The organism is Sphaerotilus sp., from assembly GCF_031429695.1.
Classification (GTDB): Bacteria; Pseudomonadota; Gammaproteobacteria; order Burkholderiales; family Burkholderiaceae_C; genus Sphaerotilus.
Genome location: NZ_JANPAB010000011.1, coordinates 26,227 through 51,406, shown reverse-complemented (window position 1 = coordinate 51,406; position 25,180 = coordinate 26,227). Strand labels below are relative to the sequence as shown.

At 67.2% G+C, this 25,180-nt stretch carries 22 protein-coding genes; 8 read left to right on the top strand and 14 right to left on the bottom strand.

All coding sequences use genetic code 11. From position 1 onward, the window contains the following. The first annotated feature begins 126 nt into the window (after positions 1–126). The gene (locus RMP06_RS02610) at positions 127–1,119 is read left to right on the top strand and encodes a porin (protein WP_310460219.1); all 993 of its coding nucleotides are present in this window, start codon (positions 127–129) and stop codon (positions 1,117–1,119) included. Here the strand turns inward: RMP06_RS02610 and RMP06_RS02605 are convergent. The 6 genes from RMP06_RS02605 to RMP06_RS02580 form a co-directional block, all read right to left on the bottom strand. Beyond that, positions 1,107–2,381: a HupE/UreJ family protein gene (locus RMP06_RS02605; RefSeq protein WP_310460218.1), complete on the bottom strand. Its 1,275-nt coding sequence runs from the start codon at positions 2,379–2,381 to the stop codon at positions 1,107–1,109. The genes RMP06_RS02610 and RMP06_RS02605 overlap by 13 nt on opposite strands. Before the next feature lie 34 nt (positions 2,382–2,415). Next, positions 2,416–3,495, bottom strand: a complete 1,080-nt coding sequence (locus RMP06_RS02600; protein WP_310460233.1) for a DUF3500 domain-containing protein — start codon at positions 3,493–3,495, stop codon at positions 2,416–2,418. 154 nt (positions 3,496–3,649) lie between these two features. Then, positions 3,650–4,681 carry a Bug family tripartite tricarboxylate transporter substrate binding protein gene (locus tag RMP06_RS02595; RefSeq protein ID WP_310460217.1) on the bottom strand — a complete coding sequence of 344 codons (1,032 nt, stop codon included), beginning with the start codon at positions 4,679–4,681 and terminating at the stop codon, positions 3,650–3,652. Positions 4,682–4,807: 126 nt separating this feature from the next. After that, positions 4,808–5,797, bottom strand: a complete 990-nt coding sequence (locus tag RMP06_RS02590; protein ID WP_310460216.1) for an amidohydrolase family protein — start codon at positions 5,795–5,797, stop codon at positions 4,808–4,810. 165 nt (positions 5,798–5,962) lie between these two features. Next, positions 5,963–6,868 carry a LysR family transcriptional regulator gene (locus RMP06_RS02585; protein ID WP_310460215.1) on the bottom strand — a complete coding sequence of 302 codons (906 nt, stop codon included), beginning with the start codon at positions 6,866–6,868 and terminating at the stop codon, positions 5,963–5,965. A 5-nt stretch (positions 6,869–6,873) separates the two neighbouring features. Then, on the bottom strand, positions 6,874–7,992 hold the full coding sequence (locus tag RMP06_RS02580) for an amidohydrolase family protein (RefSeq protein ID WP_310460214.1): 1,119 nt from the start codon (positions 7,990–7,992) through the stop codon (positions 6,874–6,876). A 149-nt stretch (positions 7,993–8,141) separates the two neighbouring features. On the opposite strand from RMP06_RS02580, the gene RMP06_RS02575 reads away from it, so the two are divergent. Together RMP06_RS02575 and RMP06_RS02570 are read left to right on the top strand one after the other, a co-directional pair. Next, positions 8,142–8,816, top strand: a complete 675-nt coding sequence (locus RMP06_RS02575) for an NIPSNAP family protein (RefSeq protein ID WP_310460213.1) — start codon at positions 8,142–8,144, stop codon at positions 8,814–8,816. Positions 8,817–8,881: 65 nt separating this feature from the next. Then, positions 8,882–9,808, top strand: a complete 927-nt coding sequence (locus tag RMP06_RS02570; RefSeq protein ID WP_310460212.1) for a LysR family transcriptional regulator — start codon at positions 8,882–8,884, stop codon at positions 9,806–9,808. A gap of 257 nt (positions 9,809–10,065) precedes the next feature. Here RMP06_RS02570 and RMP06_RS02565 read toward each other — a convergent pair whose 3' ends face one another. Continuing rightward, positions 10,066–10,317: an antitoxin gene (locus RMP06_RS02565; protein ID WP_310460211.1), complete on the bottom strand. Its 252-nt coding sequence runs from the start codon at positions 10,315–10,317 to the stop codon at positions 10,066–10,068. Between the two features lie 35 nt (positions 10,318–10,352). Between RMP06_RS02565 and RMP06_RS02560 the strand changes: the two genes are divergently transcribed. Beyond that, positions 10,353–13,259, top strand: coding sequence for a UvrD-helicase domain-containing protein (locus RMP06_RS02560; protein WP_310460210.1), 2,907 nt, complete (start codon positions 10,353–10,355; stop codon positions 13,257–13,259). 23 nt (positions 13,260–13,282) lie between these two features. On the opposite strand, the gene RMP06_RS02555 is transcribed toward RMP06_RS02560, so the two are convergent. The 7 genes from RMP06_RS02555 to RMP06_RS02525 all read right to left on the bottom strand — a co-directional run bounded on the left by RMP06_RS02555 (position 13,283) and on the right by RMP06_RS02525 (position 21,320). Then, positions 13,283–14,113 carry an alpha/beta hydrolase fold domain-containing protein gene (locus tag RMP06_RS02555; RefSeq protein ID WP_310460209.1) on the bottom strand — a complete coding sequence of 277 codons (831 nt, stop codon included), beginning with the start codon at positions 14,111–14,113 and terminating at the stop codon, positions 13,283–13,285. A gap of 76 nt (positions 14,114–14,189) precedes the next feature. After that, on the bottom strand, positions 14,190–15,014 hold the full coding sequence (locus RMP06_RS02550; RefSeq protein ID WP_310460208.1) for an amidohydrolase family protein: 825 nt from the start codon (positions 15,012–15,014) through the stop codon (positions 14,190–14,192). A 40-nt stretch (positions 15,015–15,054) separates the two neighbouring features. Further along, entirely contained in the window at positions 15,055–16,953 is a 1,899-nt protein-coding gene (locus tag RMP06_RS02545; RefSeq protein WP_310460207.1) for a subtype B tannase, read from the bottom strand. Between the two features lie 87 nt (positions 16,954–17,040). After that, complete coding sequence (locus RMP06_RS02540) at positions 17,041–18,321, bottom strand: gallate dioxygenase (protein WP_310460206.1); 1,281 nt, start codon at positions 18,319–18,321, stop codon at positions 17,041–17,043. 38 nt (positions 18,322–18,359) lie between these two features. After that, complete coding sequence (locus RMP06_RS02535) at positions 18,360–19,688, bottom strand: TRAP transporter large permease (protein WP_310460205.1); 1,329 nt, start codon at positions 19,686–19,688, stop codon at positions 18,360–18,362. Continuing rightward, complete coding sequence (locus tag RMP06_RS02530) at positions 19,685–20,236, bottom strand: TRAP transporter small permease (protein ID WP_310460204.1); 552 nt, start codon at positions 20,234–20,236, stop codon at positions 19,685–19,687. Before RMP06_RS02530 ends, RMP06_RS02535 begins: the two co-directional genes overlap by 4 nt. A gap of 16 nt (positions 20,237–20,252) precedes the next feature. Next, positions 20,253–21,320 carry a TRAP transporter substrate-binding protein gene (locus RMP06_RS02525; RefSeq protein WP_310460203.1) on the bottom strand — a complete coding sequence of 356 codons (1,068 nt, stop codon included), beginning with the start codon at positions 21,318–21,320 and terminating at the stop codon, positions 20,253–20,255. A gap of 125 nt (positions 21,321–21,445) precedes the next feature. On the opposite strand from RMP06_RS02525, the gene RMP06_RS02520 reads away from it, so the two are divergent. From RMP06_RS02520 to RMP06_RS02505, 4 genes are all read left to right on the top strand, one after another. Continuing rightward, positions 21,446–22,348, top strand: coding sequence for a LysR family transcriptional regulator (locus tag RMP06_RS02520; protein WP_310460202.1), 903 nt, complete (start codon positions 21,446–21,448; stop codon positions 22,346–22,348). 68 nt (positions 22,349–22,416) lie between these two features. Next, positions 22,417–23,139, top strand: a complete 723-nt coding sequence (locus tag RMP06_RS02515) for a FadR/GntR family transcriptional regulator (protein WP_310460201.1) — start codon at positions 22,417–22,419, stop codon at positions 23,137–23,139. Positions 23,140–23,218: 79 nt separating this feature from the next. After that, entirely contained in the window at positions 23,219–24,142 is a 924-nt protein-coding gene (locus tag RMP06_RS02510) for a Bug family tripartite tricarboxylate transporter substrate binding protein (protein ID WP_310460232.1), read from the top strand. Between the two features lie 11 nt (positions 24,143–24,153). Continuing rightward, positions 24,154–25,170, top strand: coding sequence for a 4-hydroxythreonine-4-phosphate dehydrogenase PdxA (locus RMP06_RS02505; RefSeq protein WP_310460200.1), 1,017 nt, complete (start codon positions 24,154–24,156; stop codon positions 25,168–25,170). Positions 25,171–25,180 lie beyond the last annotated feature (10 nt).

Sequence of the window (25,180 nt, the reverse complement as noted above, 5' to 3'; positions counted from 1 at the left end):
CCTCCGACTGCCCGCCTGAGGAAAAGCAGGTTTGCCAGTTGCTCAGCGCCCGCGGTGGGAAGGCTTCAGAAAATTGCCAGCCGTCCATCCGGATTGTTCGCACGAACCTAACTAAGGAGACATCTCTTGAAAACCTATCGATACGCAGTGGCAGCCTTGCTGTCGTCCACCGCATGCGCAGCTTTCGCTCAATCGAGCGTCACCATCTTCGGCAAGGTCGTGATGCAGGTGGCACATCGCGACAGTGGCACCTCGGCGGGAGCCAACATCCCAACGGCGTTGGGCACGTCGATGAACGGCCTGAGCTCAGGGTTCGGCTTTAACGGCACGGAGGACATGGGCGGTGGCCTCAAGGCCTACTTCGTCCTGGAACACCGGTTCAAGACGCAGAACGGCACGCAGTCCGCGACTGCTTTCTGGGAAGGCAAGAGCATCGTCGGCCTGTCCGGTCAATACGGTGATGTCTATCTGGGCCGAGACTACCTCCCCGCCTTCTATCCGGGCGTGAAGGTGGACCCGTTCGGCTACGACGGATCCGTGGGGAGCCTGCTGGCTCAGGCTTGGGCGGGCTACACGCTCGGCTTCAATTCACGCGGTCCCAACATGCTCGGCTACAAGACGCCGTCCTTTGGCGGATTCTCTGCCCGTCTGGCCACCAGTCTGGGCGAAGGCACGGCACCCAACACGAATGGCGCCAACATCGAATACGCCGCGGGCCCTGCCTACGCTGGTATCGGGGTGAGCCACACCGACGATCTCAACCGGGTGACGATCATCGCCGCAGCCTACGATTTCGGCTTCATCCGACCTGCAGCGTGGTACTCGACATCGCGCCATTCAGGCAACCATGGCCGGAGCATCGCCCTGGCCCTCACGGCACCGGTCGGACCGGGCGTCGTCAAGGCGGTCTACCAGACCTTCGACCCCGACACCCAGAGCGGCAACCTCAACGCCAGCGCCGCCGCGGGAGGCGCCCTGCGCAGCAAGTTGGCGGTCGGGTACACCTACCCGCTGAGCAAGCGTACGTCGATCACGCCCACCCTGGCCAAGGGCAAACAGGACCTCTCGACGCTGACTTCCACGATGGCGTACGACGTGGTGCTGCGTCACGACTTCTGAACGCGAGTCCTCTCGACATGCGGGTCTGAACGACCTGCATGCCGCACGGTCCGATCGCATCGTTCCGAGGGTCCGAATAACCTCTGCCGCTGAGTCAGCGCGACCCATGAACCGCGCGGATCGCGTTCGGACAGAGCGGCGGTGGAAATGGACAGTCCTGCCGGCGCACGCTCGACGATCCACCCTACCGCAGCGACCGCGCTCAGCGCAATGAGCACATGCCGAACGAAGCTGAATGCAAAGCTCGTGCGCAGCATCATCAAGGTCAGCAGCGCGACTGCCGCCAGCACTACTTGCAAGGCGCCGATGCCGGCTGTGAACCCGACCAGCGCAATCGACCTCGCCATCGCGTCGAGCCCGAAGGATCCGATGGCCGTGGAGATCGCGGCCCCATGCACCAAGCCGAAGCCGCCCGCCACCCAGGGTTCACGATTCGGAAAGATCGGCTTCCAAGCGTGGATGGCGCCGACCAGTATCGACACTGCGACCAGCAGTTCCACGGGCGCCGACGGAAACCGCCATTCCAGGCCCACACCAAGAACCACGCTCAGTGAGTGACCCGCCGAGAACGCGGCAATCGCCCACAACAGCTTGAGCGCAGGCGCGCGGCACTCAACTGAGATCTCCCAACGACGGTCCCTGGCAGCCACGGGCGCCACCAGCGTCAACGTCAACAGGAAGAGCAGGTGGTCCGTGCCTTCGGCAATGTGTTGCAGACCCAGATTGAAGGCGGCGATCAGCCCGGCCAGCCAGGAGCGGGCCTGACCCCGATCGATGTGCAGTGACGTGACCGGATGCTGCAGCCCGGCGACGAGCTGCGGCTCGACAAGCAGTTCGCCCTTGTAGAAGTCACTGCGCAGCAGAACCACGACGACATGGCTCATCACCTCGTGCGTGATGGCATCGAAACGGAGGTCGAAGCGCCGAGAACCGGCGCCTGGCGGCACGCGCAGATCCAGCCGGGCAATCAGGGCGTCGTGGTCGCCGAGGTTGCCGGTTGAGAGCGAGCGCAACTGCACCGCCCAGGCCCGGCCATCCGGGCTGCGGGCGCCCACGTGGTCCAGCAGGTAGCGGCCGATCGCCGGTCGGTCCGATTCGACGATGCCACGAGCCTGCTCGCCGAGTTGCGGTCGCAACGCAGCTTCCAGTTCGACGATGGGAATGGCAACTTCTATCCCGACCGATGTCTGCCCGATGTCGATCTGGAGAGTCGAGTTCGGAGCCGGGTGGGCCACCGCCAGACCGCCCAGTCCGAGAACCAAGAAAACACTCGCGCAGACGATCCAGGCCCTCCGGCTAGCGCGTGAACTCACCGCCATAGTCGGCCACCTTGTCACGCCACACAGAATGGAAGTGGACCTCATCGACAAAGGCAACGCCGGTCTGGACCACCAACTCGATCCAGACGCGTGGCCCGTCGATGCGCACGTACGAGCCCGCCTTCTTGAGGTCCGGCGAACCAGAGATGCCGATGTATGTATCTGCCAGTGCAGCGGGATCCAGGTACTGCGTACGAAGAGGCGTGGCCACGGCACGTCCGGGAAGTTCCAGGTAACTCCCAACCGCGTCGGAAACCAGTTGCTGCTGGGCCTTCGTCAGTGCGCCATAGCGCACGCCACGATCTTCGGTACCGGTCGGATAGGTGTGCGGGAAGCCCGTGTCATGGCCGCCGAGTGGCGGCGCGCCCACCCGAAGCGTGAAGACGACGCTCTTGACGAGATCGTTGAACGTGCCCGGGAGCTTGGCATCCGGGTAGGCAGACACGGCATGCGCCAGGCGTGACAGGGCTACCGATTGCGACTTCAGTGGCTCGTAGGTCTTGTCACCGATCGTGAAGCGTTCGGGCTCCACGCCGTCGAACAATGGGGTAGCGCTGGCCTGGCGGCCGTTGAACGTGATGTTGTAAGCCAGGTGATGCCCGCTCAGCTTGAGCATCCACGGCGTCGTGGCGGAGGGCTTTCCGAGGAACGAGATGAAGAAGTTCTCGGGCTTGAGATTGAACTGTGGAACCTTCGGACCGGCCACGGAATCGGCCAGCCGAAGCTCGTCGAACACCTTCAGCCCGCATGAGCTCATGGCCACCGCGACCACGTCGCGCGCGGCGGCGGCCAGGGTCGCGTCAAGGTCACCAAACTTCACACCTAGGCGAGGGATGGAGATGGGCAGGTTCGACCAGCGTATGGCGTTTTGGAGGGTGAACTCCTGGACCAATGCCGCGCGCTGTCGATCGCTCAGCAAAGCGGCAAAGGCGTTCGCCTTGTCGGCCACGGCAGCGGCCTGCCCATCGCCGCCACCGACGCAGGCACGTTGAGGTGGATGTGCTCCAACAGCATCGGACGTCGACTGCCGCAGTGAGCATCCGCTCAGGGCGATCACGGCCAAAACGCAAGTCAATGACCGAGCCATCCAGCCGGGAGCAGGGGTCGAATGCATGTGCTGCTCGGCACATGCAGAAAATTGAGGGATCACACCGGTCTCCTTATAGTGGCTACTCGAACAGGCACGGCCAGCGTCAACGCTGGCCGAGTTCTCATTCGAACTTGATGTTCATTGACTTCACGTGCTTCTCGTTCTCGGACAGCTGCCGCACCAGCGTCTGCTTGTAGGGCTCACCGTCCATCATGGCGACCTCGAAGTCGTTGACCGCGATCTTTTCCTTGAACTCCGGATCGGCCACGATCGACGCCACCAGTGCTCGCAGTTTGGTCAGCACCGGGGCGGACACGCCGGCCGGCGCGACGATCCCGAAGTACCCACCTTCGGTCAGGCCCAGGTTGCCGAAGCCCGCCTCGGCCACTGTCGGAACGTCAGGCAAGGAAGGCAGACGCTTGCTCGACGTGACCGCCAGAGCGCGCATCTTGCCGCCCTTGATCTGCGACGACAGCGGCGTGATCGGGAACAGCGTGACGTCGACCGAGCCGTCGAGGATGCCAGTGGCAATGGTTGCGCCGCCGGTATAGGGCACCGAGACGATGTCGGTGCCGGTGCCGCGCTTGAGCAACTCGAAGTCCATTTGCGCGGGGATGCCCAGCATCGTGCCGTAGTTGAACTTGCCCGGGTTGCTCTTGGCCAGTGCCACGAACTCCTTGAGGGTCGTCGCCTGGATCTTGTTGGCCACCGCGATCACATTGGGCGTGTAGGCGATGCGGGCGACGAAGGTGAAGTCCTCGATCGGACGGTAGGGCATCTTCCTGATGACCGGCACGAAGGTGTGCGCCGCGTCCGGGGCGAGGTACAGCGTGGTGCCGTCGGCCGGCTGCTTCAGGACGTACTGGATCGCGATGGCGCCAGTCGCACCGGGCTTGTTCTCGACGAACGTGGCCTTGCCGGTGCGCTTGCTCAGGCTCTCGCCGAACACCCGAGCCAAGGAATCGATGCCGCCGCCAGGCGGCACCGACACGACAATGCGCACCGGCTTGTCGGGGTAGGTGGCGTCCTGCGCTATCGCGGCTGTGGTTGCAGCCAGCAGCACCAGCGAAGCAACGACGGAACGGGGGATCGACGGGCAGCGCTTGCGCGAGCAGGACTGGGCGTGGCGATTGATGTTGATGTTGAATGACATGGTTTCTCCTTGGATGATGGACAGGAAGAATGCGGGGTGAGCGTTCAGATGGGACATCGGACTACAGGACGGCCAAGCCGAATAGACCTCGACGGCGCTCAGGCTGAGGCAATGTAGGCCGCGCGATCAGGGTCGGCCGCCAGGCGTGTGCACGCCCCTGGCCGTCTCGCGCAGCATCTGACGCTGTTCTGGCAGTGTCAGCTTGGCCGTCGACTCGACGGCCGCCTTGACCAGATCCGCGTATTCGCGCTTGGTATTGCCGAAGTCCGAGCCCCACATGAGGCGATCAGCACCGTAGGTGTCCACGGCAGCCCGGACGAAGTCGGCCGCGGGAACCTTCGCCTTTTCGAGCGTCTGCAGATTCAGCGTCGTGAACTTGAAGTAGACGTTCGGACGCGAGCGCAGTGCCAAGTGCGCCGGCGTGAAGCCAAAACCTGCCGCACCTGACTCGATGTCAGGCCAGCCCAGGTGATCGAGGACGATGCGGATGTTCGGATAGCGCGACGCCAGCGCGCCGATCCGTTCCAGGGCGCCCGCATCGGCCTTGTAGACCGGCGTCGTCATGATCACGACGACGAGGCCCAGTTCGTTGGCTACCGCCCACGAGCGGTGAGCCGCGGCCGATTCCAGCGCAGGGTACTCGCCGGCCGGATTCTTGCCGCCGATCGTCCGGATGCCGGCGACTCGATTCTCCTTGACCCACTTGCGCAGCGTGACCGGCGTCGCCTCGTCGGACGGATCGAGGATCACGATGCCACTCACGCGATCCGCATGGGCGACCGACGTGTCGACGACATAGCTGTTGTCCATGTTGTAAGTGGAGCGGTACTGCACAGCGACACCAGCCTCGACGCCATTTGCGTCCCAGAGCCCGAAGACACGTTGTGCGGTGGTCGGGTTCTGGATCTGGAGTTCGCGCATTTCCCGCTCGTGCGGCAGTGGCGGCAAGTCCTTGCGCAGCGGGTACTTCACCTGATCGCCCGAGACGAAGTGCGTGTGCGAGTCATAGAGCTTGAAAGGCAGCGTGGCCTGCTGGGCCGTTGCGGCCGAACTCGCGAGCAAGGTTGCGAATGCCAGGGCGGCTATGCGGGTCAGCACGGATCTGCGGTTGAACATGTTGTCTCCTGTGATGACAGAGCGGTAAATGCGGGATTCCAGATGAAACGGAACCATGCCGCGGCTGTGAAGCGTCAATCTAGTGGCCGGCGCGAAGCTTGGAATGTCCAGTCCGGCAAAGCAGCCGTGCCGATTCGGCGAGGCTGTGGCGAGTCGGCTTGCTCGCTAGCGCCAGGTGCCCAGGCGCGACATTTCCTCGGCGACGTTCCTCATGAAACGTGAGAGTTCACGGGTGGCGAGGCCGGTGTTCTTCTGGGATCCGTGCACCAGGTAGAACAGCGCCGGCAGCCCCGGCTGCACGATGGCGCTGGCGCTGAGGCGACCGTCCTCGATCTCCTGCTGGACCGCCAGTTCTGCCATCAAGGCGTAGCCGACACCCGCAGAGACCATCTGCTTGGTCAACTCGTGAGAGTCGATCTCGGCCACGAAATTGAGAGTCACGTCCTGCTCCAGGGCCATGTCCTCGAGCTTGCGCCTGAATCCGCTGGGACCGCCCGGCCGAATGAGTGGCACGCCATTGAGTCGCCGGAACGCGATTTCGGCCGGCTGGGTAAAGTGATCGCCAGGCTTTCCCACCAGCAGCATGCGCGAAGAGGCCAGCGGCACCTGGTCGTCCATTGGTGCGGTCTTGAGGACGAATCCGAGATCGGCCTTGCCTTCCTGTATCCACTGTTCGACCTGACCGGTCAGCCCCACCATGACATGGATGACGACGTCGGGATACTTCTGGCGCGCCAGATAGACCACCTTGGTCATGATGGAACCCGCGATGGCGGGCACGGCGGCGACGTGCACGTTGCCGCGGAATACGCCGGACGACGCGGCCACCTCCGCCTCAAGCGCTTCTGCCTCCTCGATCAGTCTGCGTGCACGCGGCAGGATGCGCTCGCCGAGGTCGGTCATCTCGACGCCGCGACCGGTCCGGTGCAGCAGACGACCGCGCATCTCGGACTCGAGCACCGCCATCTGCCGACTCAGCGCCGACGGGCCGAGTCCCAGGTGACGAGATGCCGCCGACAGGCTGCCCGACTCGACAATGCGCACGAAGGTCTTGAGTTTCTCCAGATCCATCTGACTTACCTGCCCATCAGGCGAAGAGCCTGCGAGCCGCGAGCCGCGAGCCGAGCTGCTTCTGGATCCAGGCCGAGCAGGCGCGCCGCGTTGCGGCCGAGCAGCGCCGCCGCGTCATCCGCGGACAGGGCGGCGCGGCCGATGAAGCCGAGCAGATCGGGCTCGGCCATGTCGTAGGGGTAGTCGGTGCCGGCCAGGATGCGGTCGATACCGAACTTGCCGATCAGGTGCTGCAGCTCGACCGGGTCGAAGACCACGCTGTCGAAGTGCATCTGTCGCAGGTAGTGCGACGGCGGGTGCTTGCAGTGGGCGCAATCGATTCGTGCATGGTGGGCATGGTCGAACCGGCCGGTGTACGCGCCAAGCGTGCCGCCGCCATGGGCCAGCACCAGCTTCAGGCCCGGCATGCGGTCCAGGCTGCCGCCGTAGATCAGGTGGCTCAGGGCGACTGTCGTCTCCAGCGGGTTACCGATCACGTTGTTGAGATGGAAGTCGGTCAGGCGCTGGCCGTGCGTGAAGCCGGCCGGGTGCAGGAAAACGATCGCTCCCAGTTCTTCGGCGGCCGCCAGGACGGGCTCGAAGCGCGGATCGGCCAGCTCAGCACCATTGACGTTGGTCGAGATCTCGACGCCGCGCATGCCGAGTTCCAGCACGCAGCGGCGCAGCTCCTGCACAGCCAGCCGCGGCGACTGCATCGGCAGCGTGCCCAGCGCCACCATCCGACGGCTGTTGCTGGCCGCCACTTCGCACAATGCATCGTTGACCGTCCGCGCGATCTGCAGAGCCAGGTCCTCTTCGGCCCAGTAGCAGTAGTGGCCGGGCGAAGGTGACAGCACCTGGATGTCGACCCCGGCCGCGTCCATGTCCGCCAAGCGCCGCTCGACGCTGGTCAGCTGCTGGCGGATGCGCTCGAGCATCGCGAGGTTGACCTTGCGGGTCTCGCCGCTGGAGTAGAGGTGCGCCGGCTCCGGCGTCAAGGGCTGATGGGGTCGGGCCAAGGCTTCGGCCGCGGGCACGACCATGTGGCAGTGGAAGTCGACCACCAGCGGCCGGTTTGGAAGTGGGAGCGCGGGAGCGGCGTTGTGAGCCGCCGAAAGCCCCCGACATGTATAGAGCTGCGACATGGGGTCAGCCTCGTTTGTGATGAAGCCATTATTTGGGCGCCCCCCCGCGAGTGCCGTGCGGCAACGGCAAATCTGGTTTGCCGCGCGTGGCCGGTGCGGCCTGATGCCGACTCCTAGACTGGCGCTGCATTTCACTCGCAGTGATACCCATGATCATCGACCTTCGCACCTACACCTATCTGCCTGGAAAGTTCCGCAAATTCCTCAAGGGCTACCAGGAAGTCGGGTTCGCATTGACGAGCAAGCACCTGGGAAGCACGCTGGGTGTGCTTCGTTCGGAAAGCGGCATCCAGAACCGCACCTTCCAGTTCTTCATGTACGAAGACTCGGACCATCGTGACCGCTGCCGGGCGGGCATGATTGCCGACCCTGCGTGGGCTGACTTCGTGAAGATCGACAGCGATGCCCTGCTCCAGCAGAGCAATGCCCTGCTGGTCCCGACCAGCTACTCGCCAGTGGGCGGTCTGCTCCGGGGTGACATGCCCAAGATGTCCGCCGATGCAGGCGCAAGGCTTTTCGAGTTCACCACGTGGACCTTCTGGCCGGACACCGCCGACGAGGCCCTGCAGACCATGGCCGACGAGGGCGCGGTGCTGATCGATCGTCACAGCCCGGACGTCATCCTCTACGCGACTCCGGACACCGGTAACCGCCACCAGCTGTTGCGCCTGGCCGCCTACGAATCCGGCGCTGTACGCGATCGTGCACATCGGGCGGCCGCGTCGGACCCTGAAGTCCAGTCGCTGCTCGGAAGGTTGCACCGCGCGGTCGAGAGCGTGGACGAGACTCTGCTGATGCCGATCCCCTGCTCGCCGCTGCGCTGAACTCACGCGAAGTCCACCCTCGCCAGCAGTAGGATTGGCGTTCGTGCCGCCTTCCCACTACGCTCATGGATTTCGAAAAGCTGGAGATCTTCGTCCTGGTCGCTGAATGCGGCAGCCTGTCGAAGGCGGCCACGCTGATGCATGTGGGTCCGTCGGCGCTGAGCCGGCAGCTCGCGGCGTTGGAAACCGAGTGCGGCGGGAGGTTGCTGCACCGGACCGGACGCGGTGTCGCCCTCACCGAACTGGGCCAACGCATCCTGCCGAATGCGAAGGCGTTGCTGCAGGAGGCCGAGCGCTTCAAGGAAGGCGTTGCCTGTGCCTCCAGCGTGTGCCGTGGTGTCGTGCACATCGGCTGCGTCGCGACCCTGGCCGCACGCCTGCTGGCCCCCGTGCTGCTGCTGGCCCGCCAGCGCTATCCCGAGGTGCGCCTCCATGTCGTGACAGGCATGAGCGGACAGATCGAACAATGGGTTGCCGATGGCAGCGTCGACCTGGGCTTCGTGATTCGGCATGGCACCGACAGCGGGCTGGCGGACGATCACCTGCTGGTCATGAGTTCTCCGCTGTGCGTCGTCGCCGCTCCGGGCGATCGCCTTACCCGGACCGGCGAGGTCGCGTTCTCCAGCTTGCACGAGGTGCCGCTGATCCTGCCTGGCCCAGCATCAAGTCGGCAGGCACTTGCAGAGGCGGCGCGCAAGCGATCCGTGACGCTCGACGTCATCGCTGAGGTGGATTCGCTGGATCTGATGAAGACCCTCGTCGCTCGGCGCGGCGGCTACGCGCTGTTGCTGGAGATCTCGATCCTTGATGACGTCCGTGCTGGCCGCCTGAGCGCAGCCAGGGTGGTCGAGCCCGCGATGATCGGGCACGTCTGCCTGGTGCACGCCCCCCGAAAATCCGGCGACCGCGCGGCTCGGGAGATCGCCCTGCTCGTGCGCGAGGTCGCCGTCGACGTGGCCCGCAACGGTGGCGCCGGACTGTCCGTCGGCTGACTGAAGGGTTCGGCGCACACCAACATGAAAGAGATGCGCTTCGACTGGCAAGGTCAAGTCTGGCGCGTCGCAGTCGCGTTCGATCCTCACTTCCAACCCCCGACAGTAGCCTCGCCATGGCAAGAAAACTCGATGACGTGATTGCCGCGCTGCCCGCAGAACGCAGGGCGCGCATCGAGCAGCGGGCGCAGCAACTGGCCACGCTCAAGGATCTGCGCACCGCCACCGAGCAGACGCAAGAGGACTTGGCTGCGGCACTACGTGGAGGGCATGGGCGGCACGCTGGAGTCCCGCTCTTGCGGCGGCGCATCGTCTCGTCCCTCCGCCATGAAATCTTCCGGCATCGCGGCCAGCGCATCGAACGCCACCGCCGCCGACCGCCTCGGCACCCGCAGCACGACATCCTCCCCCTGGCGCAGGATCTCGACCTCATCGACCTCGAAGCGGAAGTCCTTGGGCAGGCGCACGGCTTGGCTGTTGCCGGACTGGAAGACGCGGGCGTAGGTCATGTGGAGAGTGAATTCTGCCGCTACGATCCCGCCCCATGCGCGTCCTCACCTACCAAGACCTGAACCTGCGCCGCGTGCGCCCCGCCTTCGACAAGTTCCGCAAGGCGATCGAATCCGGCGACTTCCGCTCCGCCCAGATCCGCAAGCTCTCGGCAGGTTCCGGCCCCGCCCCGTACTGGCGCGCCAAGCTCGACGACAGCAACCGCCTGCTGCTGCAGTTCGCCCGGCGCGGGGACGAGACGGTCTGTCTGGCGCTTGAAGTCATCGAGAACCATGCCTACGAAAAATCGCGTTTCCTGCGCGGCACCGTGATCGATGAGGCCAAGCTGGACGCCGAGCCGCCGCCCGCCGATCTCGCCACGCTGCCCGCGGCCGAGGTCGTGCCGCTACGCTGGCTGCCCAGTGCGACCACGCCGACGACCAAGGCCGCAGCCGGCCCCACCTTCGAACTCCTCGACAAGCCGATCTTCTTCGACGAGACGCAGGAGGCCGTGCGGCGCCTGCCCGTGCCGGTCGTGGTGGTCGGCTCGGCGGGATCGGGCAAGACGGCGGTGACGCTGTCCAAGCTGCGCGAGGCGAGCGGGTCGGTGCTGTACGTGACGCATTCGGCCTACCTCGCCCAGTCGGCCCGCGCCCTCTACGCCAGCCACGGTTACGAGAACCCGCACCAGGAGCCGGAGTTCCTCAGCTACCGCGAGCTGCTGGAAACGCTGCGTGTGCCGGACGGGCGCGAGGTCAGCTACCTGGCCTTCGCGGCGTGGGTGCAGCGCCACCGCCAAGCCCTGCGCACGACGCTCGGCGACGCCGATGCCCACGCGCTGTTCGAGGAATTCCGTGGTGTCATCGGCAGCGCGGCGGGCGGGCCGCTGACGCTCGACGCCTACCGCACGCTCGGCCCGCGCCAGTCGCTGTTCGGCCCCGATGCCCGCGACGCCGTGCATGGCCTGTTCGGCAAGTACCGCGACTGGCTGCGCGAAACCGGCCAGTTCGACCTCAACCTCGTCGCGCACGAGTGGCACGCGCTGGCCACCCCCACCTACGACTTCGTGCTCATCGACGAGGTGCAGGATCTGACGCCTGTGCAGCTCGCGCTGGTGCTGGCGCTGCTGAAGGTGCCGGGGCAGTTCCTGTTGTGCGGCGATTCGAACCAGATCGTGCATCCGAACTTCTTCTCGTGGGCCGCCGTGCGCACGCTGTTCTGGCACGGGCTGGCCGGTGCCGCCGCGCAGCGCCAGGACTTGTCGGTGCTGCAGGCCAACTTCCGCAACACCCGCGCCGTGACGCAGCTCGCCAACGCGGTGCTGAAGATCAAGCACGCCCGCTTCGGCTCGATCGACCGCGAGAGCAATTTCCTGGTCCGGCCGGCGACCACCGAGGAAGGGTCGGTGCGGTTGATTCCGACGAAGGACAGCCTGCTGCGCGACCTCGACACCCCCACCCGCGCCACCGCCCGCCACCCCGTCATCGTGCTGCGCGACGAGGACAAGGCCGCCGCCCGGCAGGTGCTGCACACGCCGCTGGTCTTCAGCGTCCACGAGGCCAAGGGGCTGGAGTACCCGCACGTCATCCTCTACCGCCTCGTCTCCGACCAGCGCACCGCCTACGCCGACCTCTGCGACGGCGTGACCCCGGCCGACCTGCAGGGGGAAGACCTCGCCTACCGCCGCGCCCGCGACAAGGCCGACAAGTCGCTGGAGCTGTACAAGTTCTATGTCAACGCCTTCTACGTCGCGCTCACCCGCGCAGTCGAGACACTGACGCTGGTCGAGCAGGACACGGGGCACCCGCTGCTGCAACTGCTGGACCTGAAGCCGGGCGAGGTGGCAATGACGGGCGCGGTGGCCACGTCGTCGAAGGAGGAATGGGCACAGGAAGCCCGCCGGCTCGAACTCCAGGGCAAGCAGGAGCAGGCGCAAGCGATCCGCGAGGCGTTCCTGAAGCGCCCGACACCGCCGTGGACGCCGTGGTCCGAGGCGTGGGCGCGGGAGCTGCTGCCGAAGGTGGTCGATCCGAAATACCCGTCGTCCAAGCAGCGCAACGCGGTCTATGAATACGCCCAGTGGCATGGCCAGCACCGCCCGATCGAGGCGATCGTCACGGCGGTGCCCACGTTTGCGCCGACACTGCGCGGCCCCGACCCCGTGCGCCAGCGGCACCTGCAGCCGTGGGCCGGTCGCCAGTTCAAGGACGTGCTGCGCCAGTGCGACCAGTACGGCGTGGACCACCGCGTCCCGGAAGGCGCCACCCCGCTGATGATGGCGGCGCGGTCGGGCAACCTCGAACTCGTCGATGCGCTGCTGGCCCGGGGCGCCGATGTGGACCAGCGCGACGAGTACGGCCACACCGCCTGGTGGCTGGCGCTGAACCGGGCGGGCGAGGACGCCGCGTTCGCCGAGCGCGCCCTGACCGGGCTGGCCGAGCGGCTGATGCCGGCGGCGCTGGACGTGCAGACGGCGCAGCGGCTGGTCCGGCTGGTGCCGCAGCAGGCCGAGTACTGGGTGCTGTCGGTGATGCTGGCCGGCTTCAAGACGCTCGGTTCAAGGGTGTTGCAGCGACCCGAGCCGGCCTATGTCTACCGCCGAGGTTTCTTCAACGACCACCTGCGCCTGACGCTCGACCGGCTGCCGCTGCACCTGTGGTCGGCCCAGCGGCGCAAGCGCGATTACGTCAGCAGCGTGCTGGCCCGTGCCGAAATCGACAGCAGCTACCGGCCGTCACGCCAGCTCTGGGCGCGAATCATGAACGGGTACTACCTGCCCAATCCGCGGATGCAGTTGCGCGTGCTGGCACCCGATGGCAGCCCGGCAGACGGGGATCGGTTCATCTGGCGGCCGGTCTACGACGTGCTCAATCTGCCCTGGGTCGATCAAGGCACGGGCCATGAAGGTGAACAGATGAGCGGATGGCGCTTCAGCTCCCTGGTGTCATCGCTGCTGAAATGAAACAACGACCCTGACCCGGCAGGTCAGCCCAGGTGTTCGCGCAGGAACCCGGCCACGATCACCAGATTCTCCGCCGACTCGAACGCCGCCCCCCCATGCCGCGCCCCCTCCAGCAGCGTCAGCCGCGCCCGCCCCGCCCCCGCTACCTCGTCGATCCGATCCGCCAGCCGCACCGAATGCTGGTAGGGCACGAGGTGGTCGCGTGTGCCGTGCTGCAGCAGGAACGGCGGGCAGTCTGGCCGCAGCCAGCTCTCGGGATTGGCGCGCCGTACGGCGTCCGGCACCTCGGCGATCGGTGCCCCGAGCAACTGGCTCTCGGGTGAATCCGACGCGCCGTGGTCGGGCGTGCCGCAGCCGGTCTGGCGCAGGTAGACATCCATCTTCAGGAAATCGGTCGGTCCGAACCACGAGACGACTGCCTGCACGTCGCTGCGCTCGTGCGGATGGCCGAGCGTCAGGTCGTCCAGTTCCGCCACCCCGACACTCGTGCCGACCAGCGATGCCAGATGCCCGCCCGCCGAGCCACCCCAGGCCGCCACGCGCTGCGGGTCGATCCTGTACTCGGCCGCATGCCCGCGCAGCCAGCGGATCGCGGCCTTCACGTCGTGGATCTGTGCCGGAAACTGCGCTTCACCCGAGAGTCGGTAGTTGACCGCTGCCAGCGCGTAGCCCTGCGCCAGCATCTGCTGGGGTGCGTGCAACTGGCGGTCACGCTTGTCGCCCACCCGCCAGGCGCCGCCGTGGATGTGGACGATCAGCGGGTGGCCGCCCGGCGGCGGGGAGGTGTCGGGCAGGTAGAGGTCGAGGACATGCCGGGGCGAGGTGTCGGCGTAGCGCAGGTCGAGGTGGTTCATCGGTGGCGGGGTGGTGGGGCGTTGTGGGATGTGGCGTTGGGGCGCAGGTGAATGCAGGGCAGGGTGTTGACGGCGCTCAGAATCCCAGCCACCGCCGCGGCGTCTCCCACCACAGCCGCGCCCGCTCGGCCGGATCGGGCAGCAGCCGCTCCACCTGCTGGATCAGCGGCCCCATGTCGATGCGCTGCGGCGCCTTCAGGAACGGCCAGTCCGAGGCCCAGAAGCACGCATCCAGCGTGAACGCATCGAGCAGGGCGCGCACGTAGACCAGCGCATCGTTGTGCGGCGGCGGCTGGATCGAGAACTTCTGGAAACCGGAGAGCTTCACTGCCACCCGCCGCGTGCGCGCCAGCGACAGCAGTGCCTGGAAACCAGGCTGGTCGAGTCCCGCACCGGGGGCGGGTCGGCCGCAGTGGTCGATCAGGAGGCGGGCGCCGCTGCTGACCAGCATCGGCTGCAGCGTGACGAGCTGGTCGTGCTCGACCTGCACCTGCGCGAACAGGTCCAGCTCGGCCAGCCGGCGCAGCAGCGGGCCGGTGTCGGCGTAGAACGCGGTGCCGAGCAGCGCCGCGTTGAAGGCCACGCCGACCACGCCCGCCTCGCGCAGCCGCTTCAGCTCGCCCAGCGACGTGTCGTTGCGCACGACGGCGATGCCCCGGAAGCGGTCCGGGTGCCGCTGCAGCGCGTCGAGCAGGCAGCGGTTGTCCAGCCCGTAGCCCGAGTTCGGCCCGACCAGCAGCGCATGGCGAATCCCGTAGGCGTCCATGACCTGGACGTACTGGTCGAGCGTGCCCATTTCCTGCCCGGCCGGGCGGTAGGCCACGTCCTGCGCGTAGGGGAAACGGGCCGGGTCGAGGACGTGGCAGTGGCTGTCGATCTTGGGTTCGTCGAAGAGGTGCATGGCCTCATTGTGTGCCGGCCGCGTCCTGACCCGCCGGGCCTCAGTTGCCGGAGGCCAGCCGCTGGTCGATCCAGGTGAAGGCACTTTGCACGTCATAGTTGCCGGCGTGCCCCTGGTCCCAGTGCAGGGCGAAATCGACATCCTTGACCTTGGCATCCGCCTTCAGTGCGCGGCTGAGGTTGTAGGCCACGGTGAAGGACGTGTCGCGGTCACGCGCGCCATTGCGGATGCGCCAGTGCGTCGTGATGCCCTCGGTCTTGCCGACATAGGGCAGTGCGTTGATCAGCTTGTACTGGTTCAGCAGGAAGTCCTTCTGCGGGTTGCCGGCCCAGGTGTAACCCGTGTTGCGCAAGCCCACGTCACTCTGCGCGGCGTTGACGGCATCGCCGCCGTTGTTGTTGTTCCAGGCGTATTCGGTGAAGTTGGAATAGACCTGGGCCGCGGTACCGAACAGGTTGGACTCGCCGCCGTGGTAGTTGCCGTAGATGACAGCGCCTGTGCTGGTGGTGTCGGCCGTCGCCGTCGTCGCCAGGATGGCCGTCTGCCCGACCTGGTCGAAGCTCGACATGGCCTTCAACCGCGCCTGCTTGGCCACGAACTTGAGGTAGTTCGACAGATTGAAGTACGTGACGTTGCCGCTGGCATCCACGTCGATGAAATCGTTCTTGTAGGCGAGCGTGCCGCTGCCGCCGGCCACGCCATTGGCAGCAGCCGTGCCGTTGGCGTTGTAGGCGACGATCGCCTTGCCCGACTTGACGTAGGCACTGGCCGCGCTCCGGATCTCGCTTTGCAGTGCCGCCAGCATGTTGTCGGTGGTCAACGCGGTGCCATCGGCGGTCTTCAGACCCAGGCCGGCCTGGTAGGCCACGAACTTGTTCATCAGTTCCCGGCTGCCGGTGGGATCGGGATTCGCGGCGCGGACCAGTTCAGCGCCGGTCGTGTCCACGATCAGCCCCGCCTTCTGGTCGGCCGAGACCAGCGCGCGCGTGTTCAGCACGTTGAACATCCATTCGTAGGCCAGGTCGGCGCTGCCCATGTCCTGGATGGGGCAGTAGGCGACGATGGCGTAGGGGCTGTCGCTGAGCGAACTCCGGCCGCTCGCATCGACGCCGGCGGCACCGATGGCCTTCAGGTAGGGCAGGTAGTCCGCATGGTCGCCCGTGGCGCCGAGCTGGGTGCTTTGCGCACCGCCGCCGCTGGTGCCGTTCACCACGATGCGGCTGGCGTTGCCCGGCATGAGGCCGTCGTTGAGGCGCAGGTAGCGCACGGCCGCCTTGGCATCGACGATGGCCGCCGGGGCCTTGCCCTGGTAGAGGCCGTCGTCGAAGACGCCTGCTGGCGCGCTGGCACCCCGGCTGCGCGACGCGATGGTGACGTACACGAAGCCACGGGCGAGTGCGGCCCCCTTCTTGTCGGTGTCGTTGTTGCTGACGTAGGTGCCGCCGTTGACGATGTCGGCGCCCTTGTAGTTGGTGGCAGTGATGGCGTCCGTGCCATTCCAGCCGCTCAGGCCGCCCTGGTAGCTGGCAAACCAGCCAGCGTTGTTGACGTTCAGGAAGATGGCGTTGTCTTGCTTGGCCGCATCCACCTCGCGAACGAAGATGTTCATGTTCTGGTAGCCGCAGGTCTGGTTGTCCACGGCCAGCGGGGCGCCCAGATTGGCCTGTGTCGGCGCCAGCTTCATCGGCTTGCCGACGTAGCAGACCTCGCGGTACCAGCGCACGGGCGTGGCGACGCCGTCGAGCGTGACGGTGATCGTCGTGTACCTGGTCTTGTCAAAGGCCAACTGGCTGTCGTAGACGCCGGCGCCGGCTACCTCGGTCGTGGGGGTCGTGGTGTCGGTGCCGCCACCGCAGGCGACATTGAGTCCGCCGCCGACCAGGACCGTGATCGCCAGGGCCACGGCCCGGCGTTGAGAAGGGAAGTTCAGGAAGTTCATGGTGTTGTCTCCTTGGCCGTTGGCGGCCTGCTGATGAAATCGAAGGGAAAAGGAAAGGGGGAGGACGGATGACCTCAGCGGTCGGCCTCAGCGGTTGTCCATGGCCTTGGCCTTGCTGCCACCGGCCACCGAGTAGGTCAGCGGCACCTTGCGCGTGGCCAGGAACTCCGCCAGGGTCTCGCCCCGGAAGGCGGCGTACACGGCAGGGTTGGGCACCCCCAGCACGGCAGCCAGTTTCTCCAGCACGAAGAAGCTCACGCCCCGGCGGACCATCTCGATCCAGCGGCGCTCGCGCACCAGCGCCTTCTCGTCCTCGGTCAGGCCGCGCTCGGTGGCCAGGGCCTCGAAATCATCAACGAAGCGTGTGCGGTGCGCGGGGATCACCAGGTCGTGCAGGAAGGCGTTCAGCCGCAGGTTGGCGTGGCTGCGCGCGTGGGTGAACGGGTAGGTGCCGGGCAGGGCGTCGGTGCCTTCCAGCTCGCGGCCGATGTGGCGGCGGTAGGCGGCGGTGGCGTCGGGGTCGGGTGCGCCGCCCAGATCCTCGAACACCAGCGTGGCGATGTTGGTCACCGAGGGCGCGTAGGTCTGCTTGTGGACCAGGCGCACGTCACGGGACAGGGCGCCGCGCATGATCAGCCACATGGTGACCTCGGCGCCTTCCATGCCGCCCTTGGCCGCGTACTCGGCAATGCGCATGTTCACCAGCGTCTCGGGCGACTTCTCCAGCAGGTCGAGGAACTCGGCGTCCCAGATCTCGTTGAGGAAGCCGGCGCGCTCGCCATGCACCTGGTGCGACAGGCCGCCGGTGGCCATGACGGCGACCCGCAAGTCCTCGGGGTAGCTCTCGACGGCGCGGCGCAGCGTCTGGCCCAGCTTCCACATGCGCCGGGCGCTGGGCACGGGCAGTTGCAGCACGCCCACCTGCAGCGGCACGATCTGCCCCGGCCAGGGGTCGCTGGCGTCGCCCAGCATCGACAGCGGCGACAGCAGGCCGTGGTCCACCGGCTTGCCCTGGAAGAAGGACAGGTCGAACTCGTCGGCCACCATCGCCGTCGCGATGTGCTGCGACAGCCCGAGGTGGCCGCGCGCGGGTGCCACTTCGCGCGGGCCGCCACCCTCGTCGGCGGCGGCGTACTGGTCGTCGATGCCCAGCACGAAGGCCGAGTAGTGGTCGAAGAAGAAGGACGTGACGTGGTCGTTGTAGACCATGAAGATCACGTCGATGCGCTGCGCGTGTACCCAGTCGCGCAGCACGTCGAAGCCGTCGAAGATCGGCTTCCAGGCCGGGTCGTCCTGCTTGCCGGTGTCCTTGGCGAAGCCGATGGTGGGCGAGTGCGAGGCGCCGAGGCCTCCGATGATGCGGGCCATGTGCTGGTCTCCTGTGGTCTGTGCTGCCGAGCTGTCGCTCAGCCGCCGAAGGTGCGCACCAGCACCAGCGCGATCGAGGGGAAGGCCAGCAGCACGACGATGCGCACCAGATCCGACAGCAGGAAGGGAATCACGCCCTTGAAGGTCTCGGTCAGCGGCACGTCCTTGGCCAGCCGGTTGATGATGTAGACGTTCATGCCCACGGGCGGATGCACCAGCCCGATCTCGACCACCATCAGCGCGAGGATGCCGAACCAGATGCTCTTGTCGGTGGCGCTCAGGCCGTGGAACTCCAGGCCCATGACCACCGGGTAGAAGATTGGGATGGTCAGCAGGATCATCGCCAGCGAGTCCATCACGCAGCCGAGGAAGATGTAGATCAGCAGGATCACCACCATCACCAGCATCGACGGCAGGTGCTGCGCCTGCACCCAGGCGGCGAGTTCGACCGGCATCTGCGACAGGGCCAGCGCGCTGTTGAGCATGTCGGCGCCGAGCAGCACGAGGTAGATCATCGCGGTGGCTTGTGCCGTGCCCAATGCGCAGGCCAGCAGACCGCGTGCGCGCAGACCGCCAGACACGATGGCCAGCACGCCGCAGGCGGCGGCACCGATCGCGGCGGCCTCGGTCGGGTTGGCCCAGCCGCCGTAGATGCCGACGATCACCACCAGGAACACCAGCAGCACCGGCGTGACCTGCGCCAGCGCCTTGAGCCGCTCGTTCCATGGCACGACCGGGCCGGCCGGACCAGCGGCCGGGTTCAGGCGCACCATGATCTGCACCACCAGCATGTAGCCGAGCATCGCGATCACGCCCGGCAGCACGGCGGCCATGAACAGCTTGCCGATCGACTCCTGCGTCAGGATGGCGTAGATCACCAGCGGCACCGACGGCGGGATCATGATGCCCAGCGTGCCGCCGGCGGCCAGCGCCCCCGTGGCGAGGCTGCCGGCGTAGCCGTAACGCTTCAGCTCGGGCAGCGCGACCTGGCCCATCGTCGCGGCGGTCGCCAGCGACGAGCCGCAGATCGCGCCGAAGCCCGCACACGCGCCGATCGACGCCATCGCCACCCCGCCGCGCCAGTGGCCCATGAAGGCCGCGACGAAGCGGAACAGCGCCTTGGACAGCCCGCCGTGGGTGGCGAACTGACCCATCAGCAGGAACAGCGGGATCACGACCAGGTCGTAGTTCGACAGCCGCGCGTAGGCAGTCTGCTTGAGCGTGTTGAGCAGCGGCGCGCTGTCGCCGGTCAGGTAGAGGTAACCCCCCGCGCCCGACACGAACATCGCGATGCCGATCGGCACCCGCAGGACCAGCAGCACCATCAGCACCGCGAAGATCCATCCTCCAATGGCGATGCCGCTCATGCTGCGCTCCCCGTGTCACGGCCGGCCTGCACCAGGTGGTGGACCGCCATGTAGAAACCGGCCAGCGCCATCAGCACCAGCCCCGGCACCATCAGCGCCTGCGCGACCCAGAGCGGCCAGCCGAGGATCATGCTGGTCTCTTCTGACGCCCGCACGACCAGCGCCCCGGCGGCCGAGCGCCACGCCAGCAGCGCGCCGACCGTGCCGAACAGCAGCGAGCCGAAGGCGTCGAGGCGGTGGACGGTGGCCGGGCTGGCCTTGGCGGTGAAGAAGTCCACCTTCACGTCGCTGTGCGTGAGGTGGCAGTAGGCGAAGAAGGCGGCGCAGGCGAAGGCCGCGCACATCTGCAGCACCTCCACGTCGCCGGGCACCGGCATCGAGGCGAGCTTGCGGCCCACGATCGAGACGATGCTCATCACGACCAGCGCGACGAAGATCAGCCCGCCGGCGATGGCGGCGGCCTTGCTCACGGCGAGCAGGGCCTTGCCCGCAGGGCCGAATTCGGCCCCCGGGCCGGCGTCCGTGACGCCGGGTATCGGTTCTTGCATGGCGAGGCTCCGGTGTTCAGCGGCTGTGCTGGGCGATCAGCGCGCGGGCGGCGTCGAGCAGTTGCTGGCCGTTGGCGCCCTTGCCGTTCAGGTCCGACACCCAGGCGTCGATCACCGGCTGGCCGGCCTTCTTCCAGTGGGCCAGCTCTTCCTTCGGGATCACGTTGGTGGTGTTGCGGGCGGTGAGCTTCTTGCCTTCGGCATCGGCGGCGAGGAAGGTCTTGCCCACCTGGCCGGACAGCGCCTGGCCGCTGTTGGCGTCGATCACCTTCTTCAGGTCGGCGGGCAGGCCGTCGTAGCGCGCCTTGTTCATCGCGAAGAGGAAGGCCGAGGTGTAGAACGCCGGCTCGACCGGGTCGGTCTCCGAGTGGAACTTGACCAGCTCCTGGATCTTCACCGACGGCACGACCTCGTAAGGCACCACCGCGCCGTCGATCACGCCCTTGGAGATCGCCTCGCCCACCGCCGGCACCGGCATCGCCACCGGCGTGGCGCCGAGCGCGGCCAGGAACTTGTTGGTCTGGCGGGTCGGGGCGCGCAGCTTCAGGCCCTTGAAGTCGGCCAGCGTGCGGATCGGCTTGTCGCGCATGTGGAACACGCCGTCGCCGTGGACGTGGAAGGCCAGCGCATGCACGTCCTTGAACTCGTTGGGCGCCTGCTGCTGCACGTAGTCCCAGACCGCCTTGCTGGTGGCTTCGGGGTTCTGCATCATGAACGGCAGCTCGAACACCTCGATGCGCGGGAAGCGACCCGGCGTGTAGCCCGGCAGCGTCCACACCACGTCCACCACGCCGTCGCGCACCTGGTCGATGAGCTGGCCGGGCGTGCCGCCGAGCTGCATCGACGGGTAGATCTGGCACTTCATCTTCTGCGCCGACTCCTTGGCGATCTTGTCGCACCAGGGCTGGATGAACAGCGTCTGGGCGTAGGAGCCGGCGGGCAGGAAGTGGTGGACCTTGAGCGTCACGACCTCCTGGGCCGAGGCGGTGCCGGACCACCCGCCGAACAGGGCGGCGGCGGTCAGCGCGGCGCAAAGGACCGGGCGGCGGTGAAACGGGGCGGCTGCAGTGAGCGAGGCGGTCATGGGGATGTCTCCTGGAAGGGGATTTCTGCGGTGGTCTTGATGCACCGCAAAGTCTAGGAAACCACCCTGTTCCAAAGAAGATGCAAGGGACCGGCACGCGATAACCTGTGGTTATCATGGCGGGCATGAAACTGACCACCCTCAGCGCCCTGATCGCCGCCATCGAGGAGGGCAGCCTGCGCGCCGCCGCCCGCCGCGTCGGGGTGTCGCAGCCGGCCTTGACCAAGATGGTGCGCGAGCTGGAGCGCGAGCTGTCGGCGACGCTGCTGACGCGCTCGACCACCGGCGTCGTGCCGACCACGCAGGGCAAGGTGCTCTACGAACGGGCCTGCGTGGCGGTGCGCGAGCTGTCGGGGGCGGTCGAGGAGATCGCGCAGTTGGGCGGGCAGATGGTCGGCGAGCTGCGCATCGGGGCGGTGCCGATGGCGGTGATGCTGCTGATCCCGGAGGCGGTGCGCACCTTCAGCCGCGAGTTCCGCGACGTGCATCTGCAGATCCGCGAGGAGCTGTACATCGAGCAGCTCACCAACCTGCGCCGGGGCGACGTGGACATCGCGCTCGGCCCGATCCCGGACCACCTGCCGCCGGGCGAGTTCCACGCCGAGGTGCTGATGCCGGTGACGATGGTGGTGGTCGTGCGCCGAGGCAGCCCGCTGGCCGAGGCGCGTTCGCTGAGCGAATTGCGCGAGGCGCGCTGGGTCTACACCGGCATGTCAGGGGTCACCGGCTACGCCCGCCGCCTGTTCGAGCAGCACGGCCTGCAGCCGCCACAGGTCGGCGCGACGGTGAACTCGACGCTAGGGCTGCTGTCGCTGATCGGCAGCGGCGACTACGTGGGCCTGATGCCACGCCCGCTGGCGCTGCACCCGGCGGCGGCGCCGTTCCTGGTCATGCCGCCGCTGGTGGACGGGACGCTGGATCTGTCGATCGGAGCGATCACCCGCACCGACACCGCGCTCAAGCCGGCGATGCGGCATTTCATCGCCCACCTGCACCGGGCCGCGCACCAGATCGGCCGCATCGGCTGAGGGTTGATCCGAATGCGCTCCACTGGTCTGCTGGCATGATAGGCAGACCAGTTTGAACCCACCGCCCCATGGAACTCATCGCCCGCGTCCCCGGTGACAAAGGAGACATCGCCAAGCGCACCGTCAAGGAGCAGATCAGCGACAAGCTCGCCTACATGATCCACTCCGGCCTGCTGCGTGCCGGCGACGAGTTGCCCTCCGAGCGCGAGCTGGCGGCGACGCTGGGTGTTTCGCGGGAAACGGTGCGCGCCGCCATCGGCGTGCTGCAGGCGCGCCAGATGATCGAGGTGAACCAGGGCGCCCGCACCCGCGTGCTCGGCCCCGGCCCGATGCCGCTGCACGAGTCGGTCGGCGTGCTGGGCGGGCTCCGGCACCGCTCGCTGGAGGAGGTGGCCGAGGCCCGCGCCGCCGTCGAGGTGCAGGTGATCCGGCTTGCCGCCCAGCGCATCGAGCCCGCGCCACTGGCCCGCCTGCAGGCGCTGGTCGGGGAACAGCGCACGATGCTGGACGACCCGGTGCGCTTCCAGATTTCCGACCAGGCGTTCCACAGCGTTCTCTACGACGCCTGCGGCAACGGCCTGCTGGCTGACGTGGTGTCTGACTTCTACGGCTACGCGCTGGAATTCCGGCGCCTGGCGCTGCAGCGGCCAGGGGCCATCGCCCACAGCGTCGCGGACCACGAACGCATCGTTGCCGCACTGTGCGCCGGCGACCCGGATGCCGCGGCCGCCGCGGTTCAGCAACACCTCGACCACGTCCACCGCGGCACCCGCGACGTGATGGCTCCCTGACCATGAAGGAAGGTTCCCGATGAAGATGCTGTCCCGACGCCAACAGGCCGTCACGCTGCTCGGCAGCCTGCTGCTGACCATGGTGATGACCCCCAGTGCCCACGCCCAGGAGTGGCCGACCAAGTCGCTGCGCCTGCTGGTCGGCTCCTCGCCCGGCGGTGGCACGGACGTGATGGCGCGGGCCGTGGCCGACAAGCTCGGGCCGGCGCTGAAGCAGACCGTCGTCGTCGAGAACCGGCCCGGCGCCTCGAACACGCTGGCGGCCGACGTGGTCGCCAAGTCCACCGATGGCCACACGATGGTGATGGGCGTGTCCACCGCGCACGCGATCGCGCCGCACCTGCTCAAGCTGGCCTACGACAACGAGCGGGATCTGGTGCCGGTCGCCTTCGTCGGGGCGGTGCCCAATGTGCTGGTGGTCAACACCGGGCTGGGCGTGGGCAGCGTGGCCGACCTCGTCAAGCTGGCGAAGGCGCAGCCTGGCAAGCTCAACTACGCCTCCAGCGGCAGCGGCAGCACGCAGCACATCGCCGCCGAACTGTTCAAGGACGCGACCGGCACCTTCATCACGCACATCCCCTACCGCGGCAGCGCGCCCGCCCTGATCGACCTGATGGGCGGCCAGGTGCAGATGAGCTTCGACACGCTGGCTTCGGTGATCGGCCACATCCGCAGCGGCAAGGTCAAGGCACTCGCCGTGGCCGCCGCCCAGCGCAACCCGCAGTTGCCCGACGTGCCGACGCTCGCCGAGGCGGGCGTGAAGGGCGTCGAGATGAGCGCCTGGTACGGCGTCTACATGCCGGCTGCAACGCCTCTGACAGTGCAGCAGCGGGTGCATGAAGAGGTCAACAAGCTGCTGCCCCTGCCCGACACACGCACCCGGCTGGCCGCCATCGGCTCCGACATTGCGCCGATGAGCCAAGCCGAGTTCGCCGCCTTCCACACGGCCGAGAACAAGCGTTACGCCGAGGTCATCAAGAAACGTGGCATCCGGCTGGACTGAGAGACCTGAACATGATTGCTTCCACGCCGCCTGTCGTCGCTCTGACGCTGGGCGACCCTGCGGGCATCGGCCCGGAACTGATCGCTCGGCTGCTGGCCCGGCCGCAGACCACGGCGCAGGCCAACACCGTGCTGGTCGGCGACCGCTGGCTGTGGGACGAGGGCCAGCGCATCGCCGGCACGGCGGTCGAACTGGCGCCCGTGGCCTCGTTCGACGAAGTCCGAGGGCGGCCCGACACGGAGAAACCCGCTTTCCTGGCGATGGACACCGTGCAACCCGGGCAGGTGCAGCGCGGCCAGGCGCAGGCGGCCGGTGGCGCGGCGGTGCTCCGGGTGCTAGACCGCTGCATGGACGCGGCGCGGGCCGGCCAGATCGACGCCATCACCTTCGCCCCGCTCAACAAGCACGCGATGAAACAAGGCGGCCTGCGGCACGACGACGAGTTGCACCACTTCGCCGAGTACCTGGGCGTGACTGGCTACTTCTGCGAGTTCAACACCCTGAACGGCCTGTGGACCTCGCGCATCAGCTCGCATGTGCCGCTGAAGGACGTGCCGAAGTACATCGAGCAGCAGCGCATCGTCGAGGCCACCACGCTGATCTACCGCTCGCTGCAGGCGAATGGGGTGCCCGCCCCGCGCGTGGCCGTGGCCGGCTTCAACCCGCACAACGGCGACGGCGGCACCTGCGGCCGGGAGGAAATCGAGGTGATCGCGCCGGCCGTGGCCGAGTTGAACGGGCTGGGGATGCCAGTGGTGGGGCCGTTTTCGCCCGACACCATCTTCCTGCGCGGACGTGACGGCGAGCTGGACGCCATCGTCACGATGTACCACGACCAGGGCCAGATCGCTCTCAAGCTGATGGGCTTCAGCCAGGGGGTCACGGTGCAGGGCGGCCTGCCGGTGGTCATCACGACACCGGCCCACGGCACCGCCTACGACATCGCCGGACTCGGCCGCGCCAATGTGGACGCCCTAGCCAACGCCTTCGCCATTGCCGCCCGCATGGGCCGCGGCTGCCCCGGCTAAGCGTGTTCCG

Bases quoted from the DNA above. Each gene is read 5' to 3' on its own strand.
- RMP06_RS02595 (WP_310460217.1), bottom strand. From the start codon at position 4,681: ATGTCATTCAACATCAACATCAATCGCCACGCCCAGTCCTGCTCGCGC.
- RMP06_RS02590 (WP_310460216.1), bottom strand. From the start codon at position 5,797: ATGTTCAACCGCAGATCCGTGCTGACCCGCATAGCCGCCCTGGCATTC.
- RMP06_RS02585 (WP_310460215.1), bottom strand. From the start codon at position 6,868: ATGGATCTGGAGAAACTCAAGACCTTCGTGCGCATTGTCGAGTCGGGC.
- RMP06_RS02580 (WP_310460214.1), bottom strand. From the start codon at position 7,992: ATGTCGCAGCTCTATACATGTCGGGGGCTTTCGGCGGCTCACAACGCC.
- RMP06_RS02575 (WP_310460213.1), top strand. From the start codon at position 8,142: ATGATCATCGACCTTCGCACCTACACCTATCTGCCTGGAAAGTTCCGC.
- RMP06_RS02570 (WP_310460212.1), top strand. From the start codon at position 8,882: ATGGATTTCGAAAAGCTGGAGATCTTCGTCCTGGTCGCTGAATGCGGC.
- RMP06_RS02565 (WP_310460211.1), bottom strand. From the start codon at position 10,317: ATGACCTACGCCCGCGTCTTCCAGTCCGGCAACAGCCAAGCCGTGCGC.
- RMP06_RS02560 (WP_310460210.1), top strand. From the start codon at position 10,353: ATGCGCGTCCTCACCTACCAAGACCTGAACCTGCGCCGCGTGCGCCCC.
- RMP06_RS02555 (WP_310460209.1), bottom strand. From the start codon at position 14,113: ATGAACCACCTCGACCTGCGCTACGCCGACACCTCGCCCCGGCATGTC.
- RMP06_RS02550 (WP_310460208.1), bottom strand. From the start codon at position 15,014: ATGCACCTCTTCGACGAACCCAAGATCGACAGCCACTGCCACGTCCTC.
- RMP06_RS02545 (WP_310460207.1), bottom strand. From the start codon at position 16,953: ATGAACTTCCTGAACTTCCCTTCTCAACGCCGGGCCGTGGCCCTGGCG.
- RMP06_RS02540 (WP_310460206.1), bottom strand. From the start codon at position 18,321: ATGGCCCGCATCATCGGAGGCCTCGGCGCCTCGCACTCGCCCACCATC.
- RMP06_RS02535 (WP_310460205.1), bottom strand. From the start codon at position 19,688: ATGAGCGGCATCGCCATTGGAGGATGGATCTTCGCGGTGCTGATGGTG.
- RMP06_RS02530 (WP_310460204.1), bottom strand. From the start codon at position 20,236: ATGCAAGAACCGATACCCGGCGTCACGGACGCCGGCCCGGGGGCCGAA.
- RMP06_RS02525 (WP_310460203.1), bottom strand. From the start codon at position 21,320: ATGACCGCCTCGCTCACTGCAGCCGCCCCGTTTCACCGCCGCCCGGTC.
- RMP06_RS02520 (WP_310460202.1), top strand. From the start codon at position 21,446: ATGAAACTGACCACCCTCAGCGCCCTGATCGCCGCCATCGAGGAGGGC.
- RMP06_RS02515 (WP_310460201.1), top strand. From the start codon at position 22,417: ATGGAACTCATCGCCCGCGTCCCCGGTGACAAAGGAGACATCGCCAAG.
- RMP06_RS02510 (WP_310460232.1), top strand. From the start codon at position 23,219: ATGGTGATGACCCCCAGTGCCCACGCCCAGGAGTGGCCGACCAAGTCG.
- RMP06_RS02505 (WP_310460200.1), top strand. From the start codon at position 24,154: ATGATTGCTTCCACGCCGCCTGTCGTCGCTCTGACGCTGGGCGACCCT.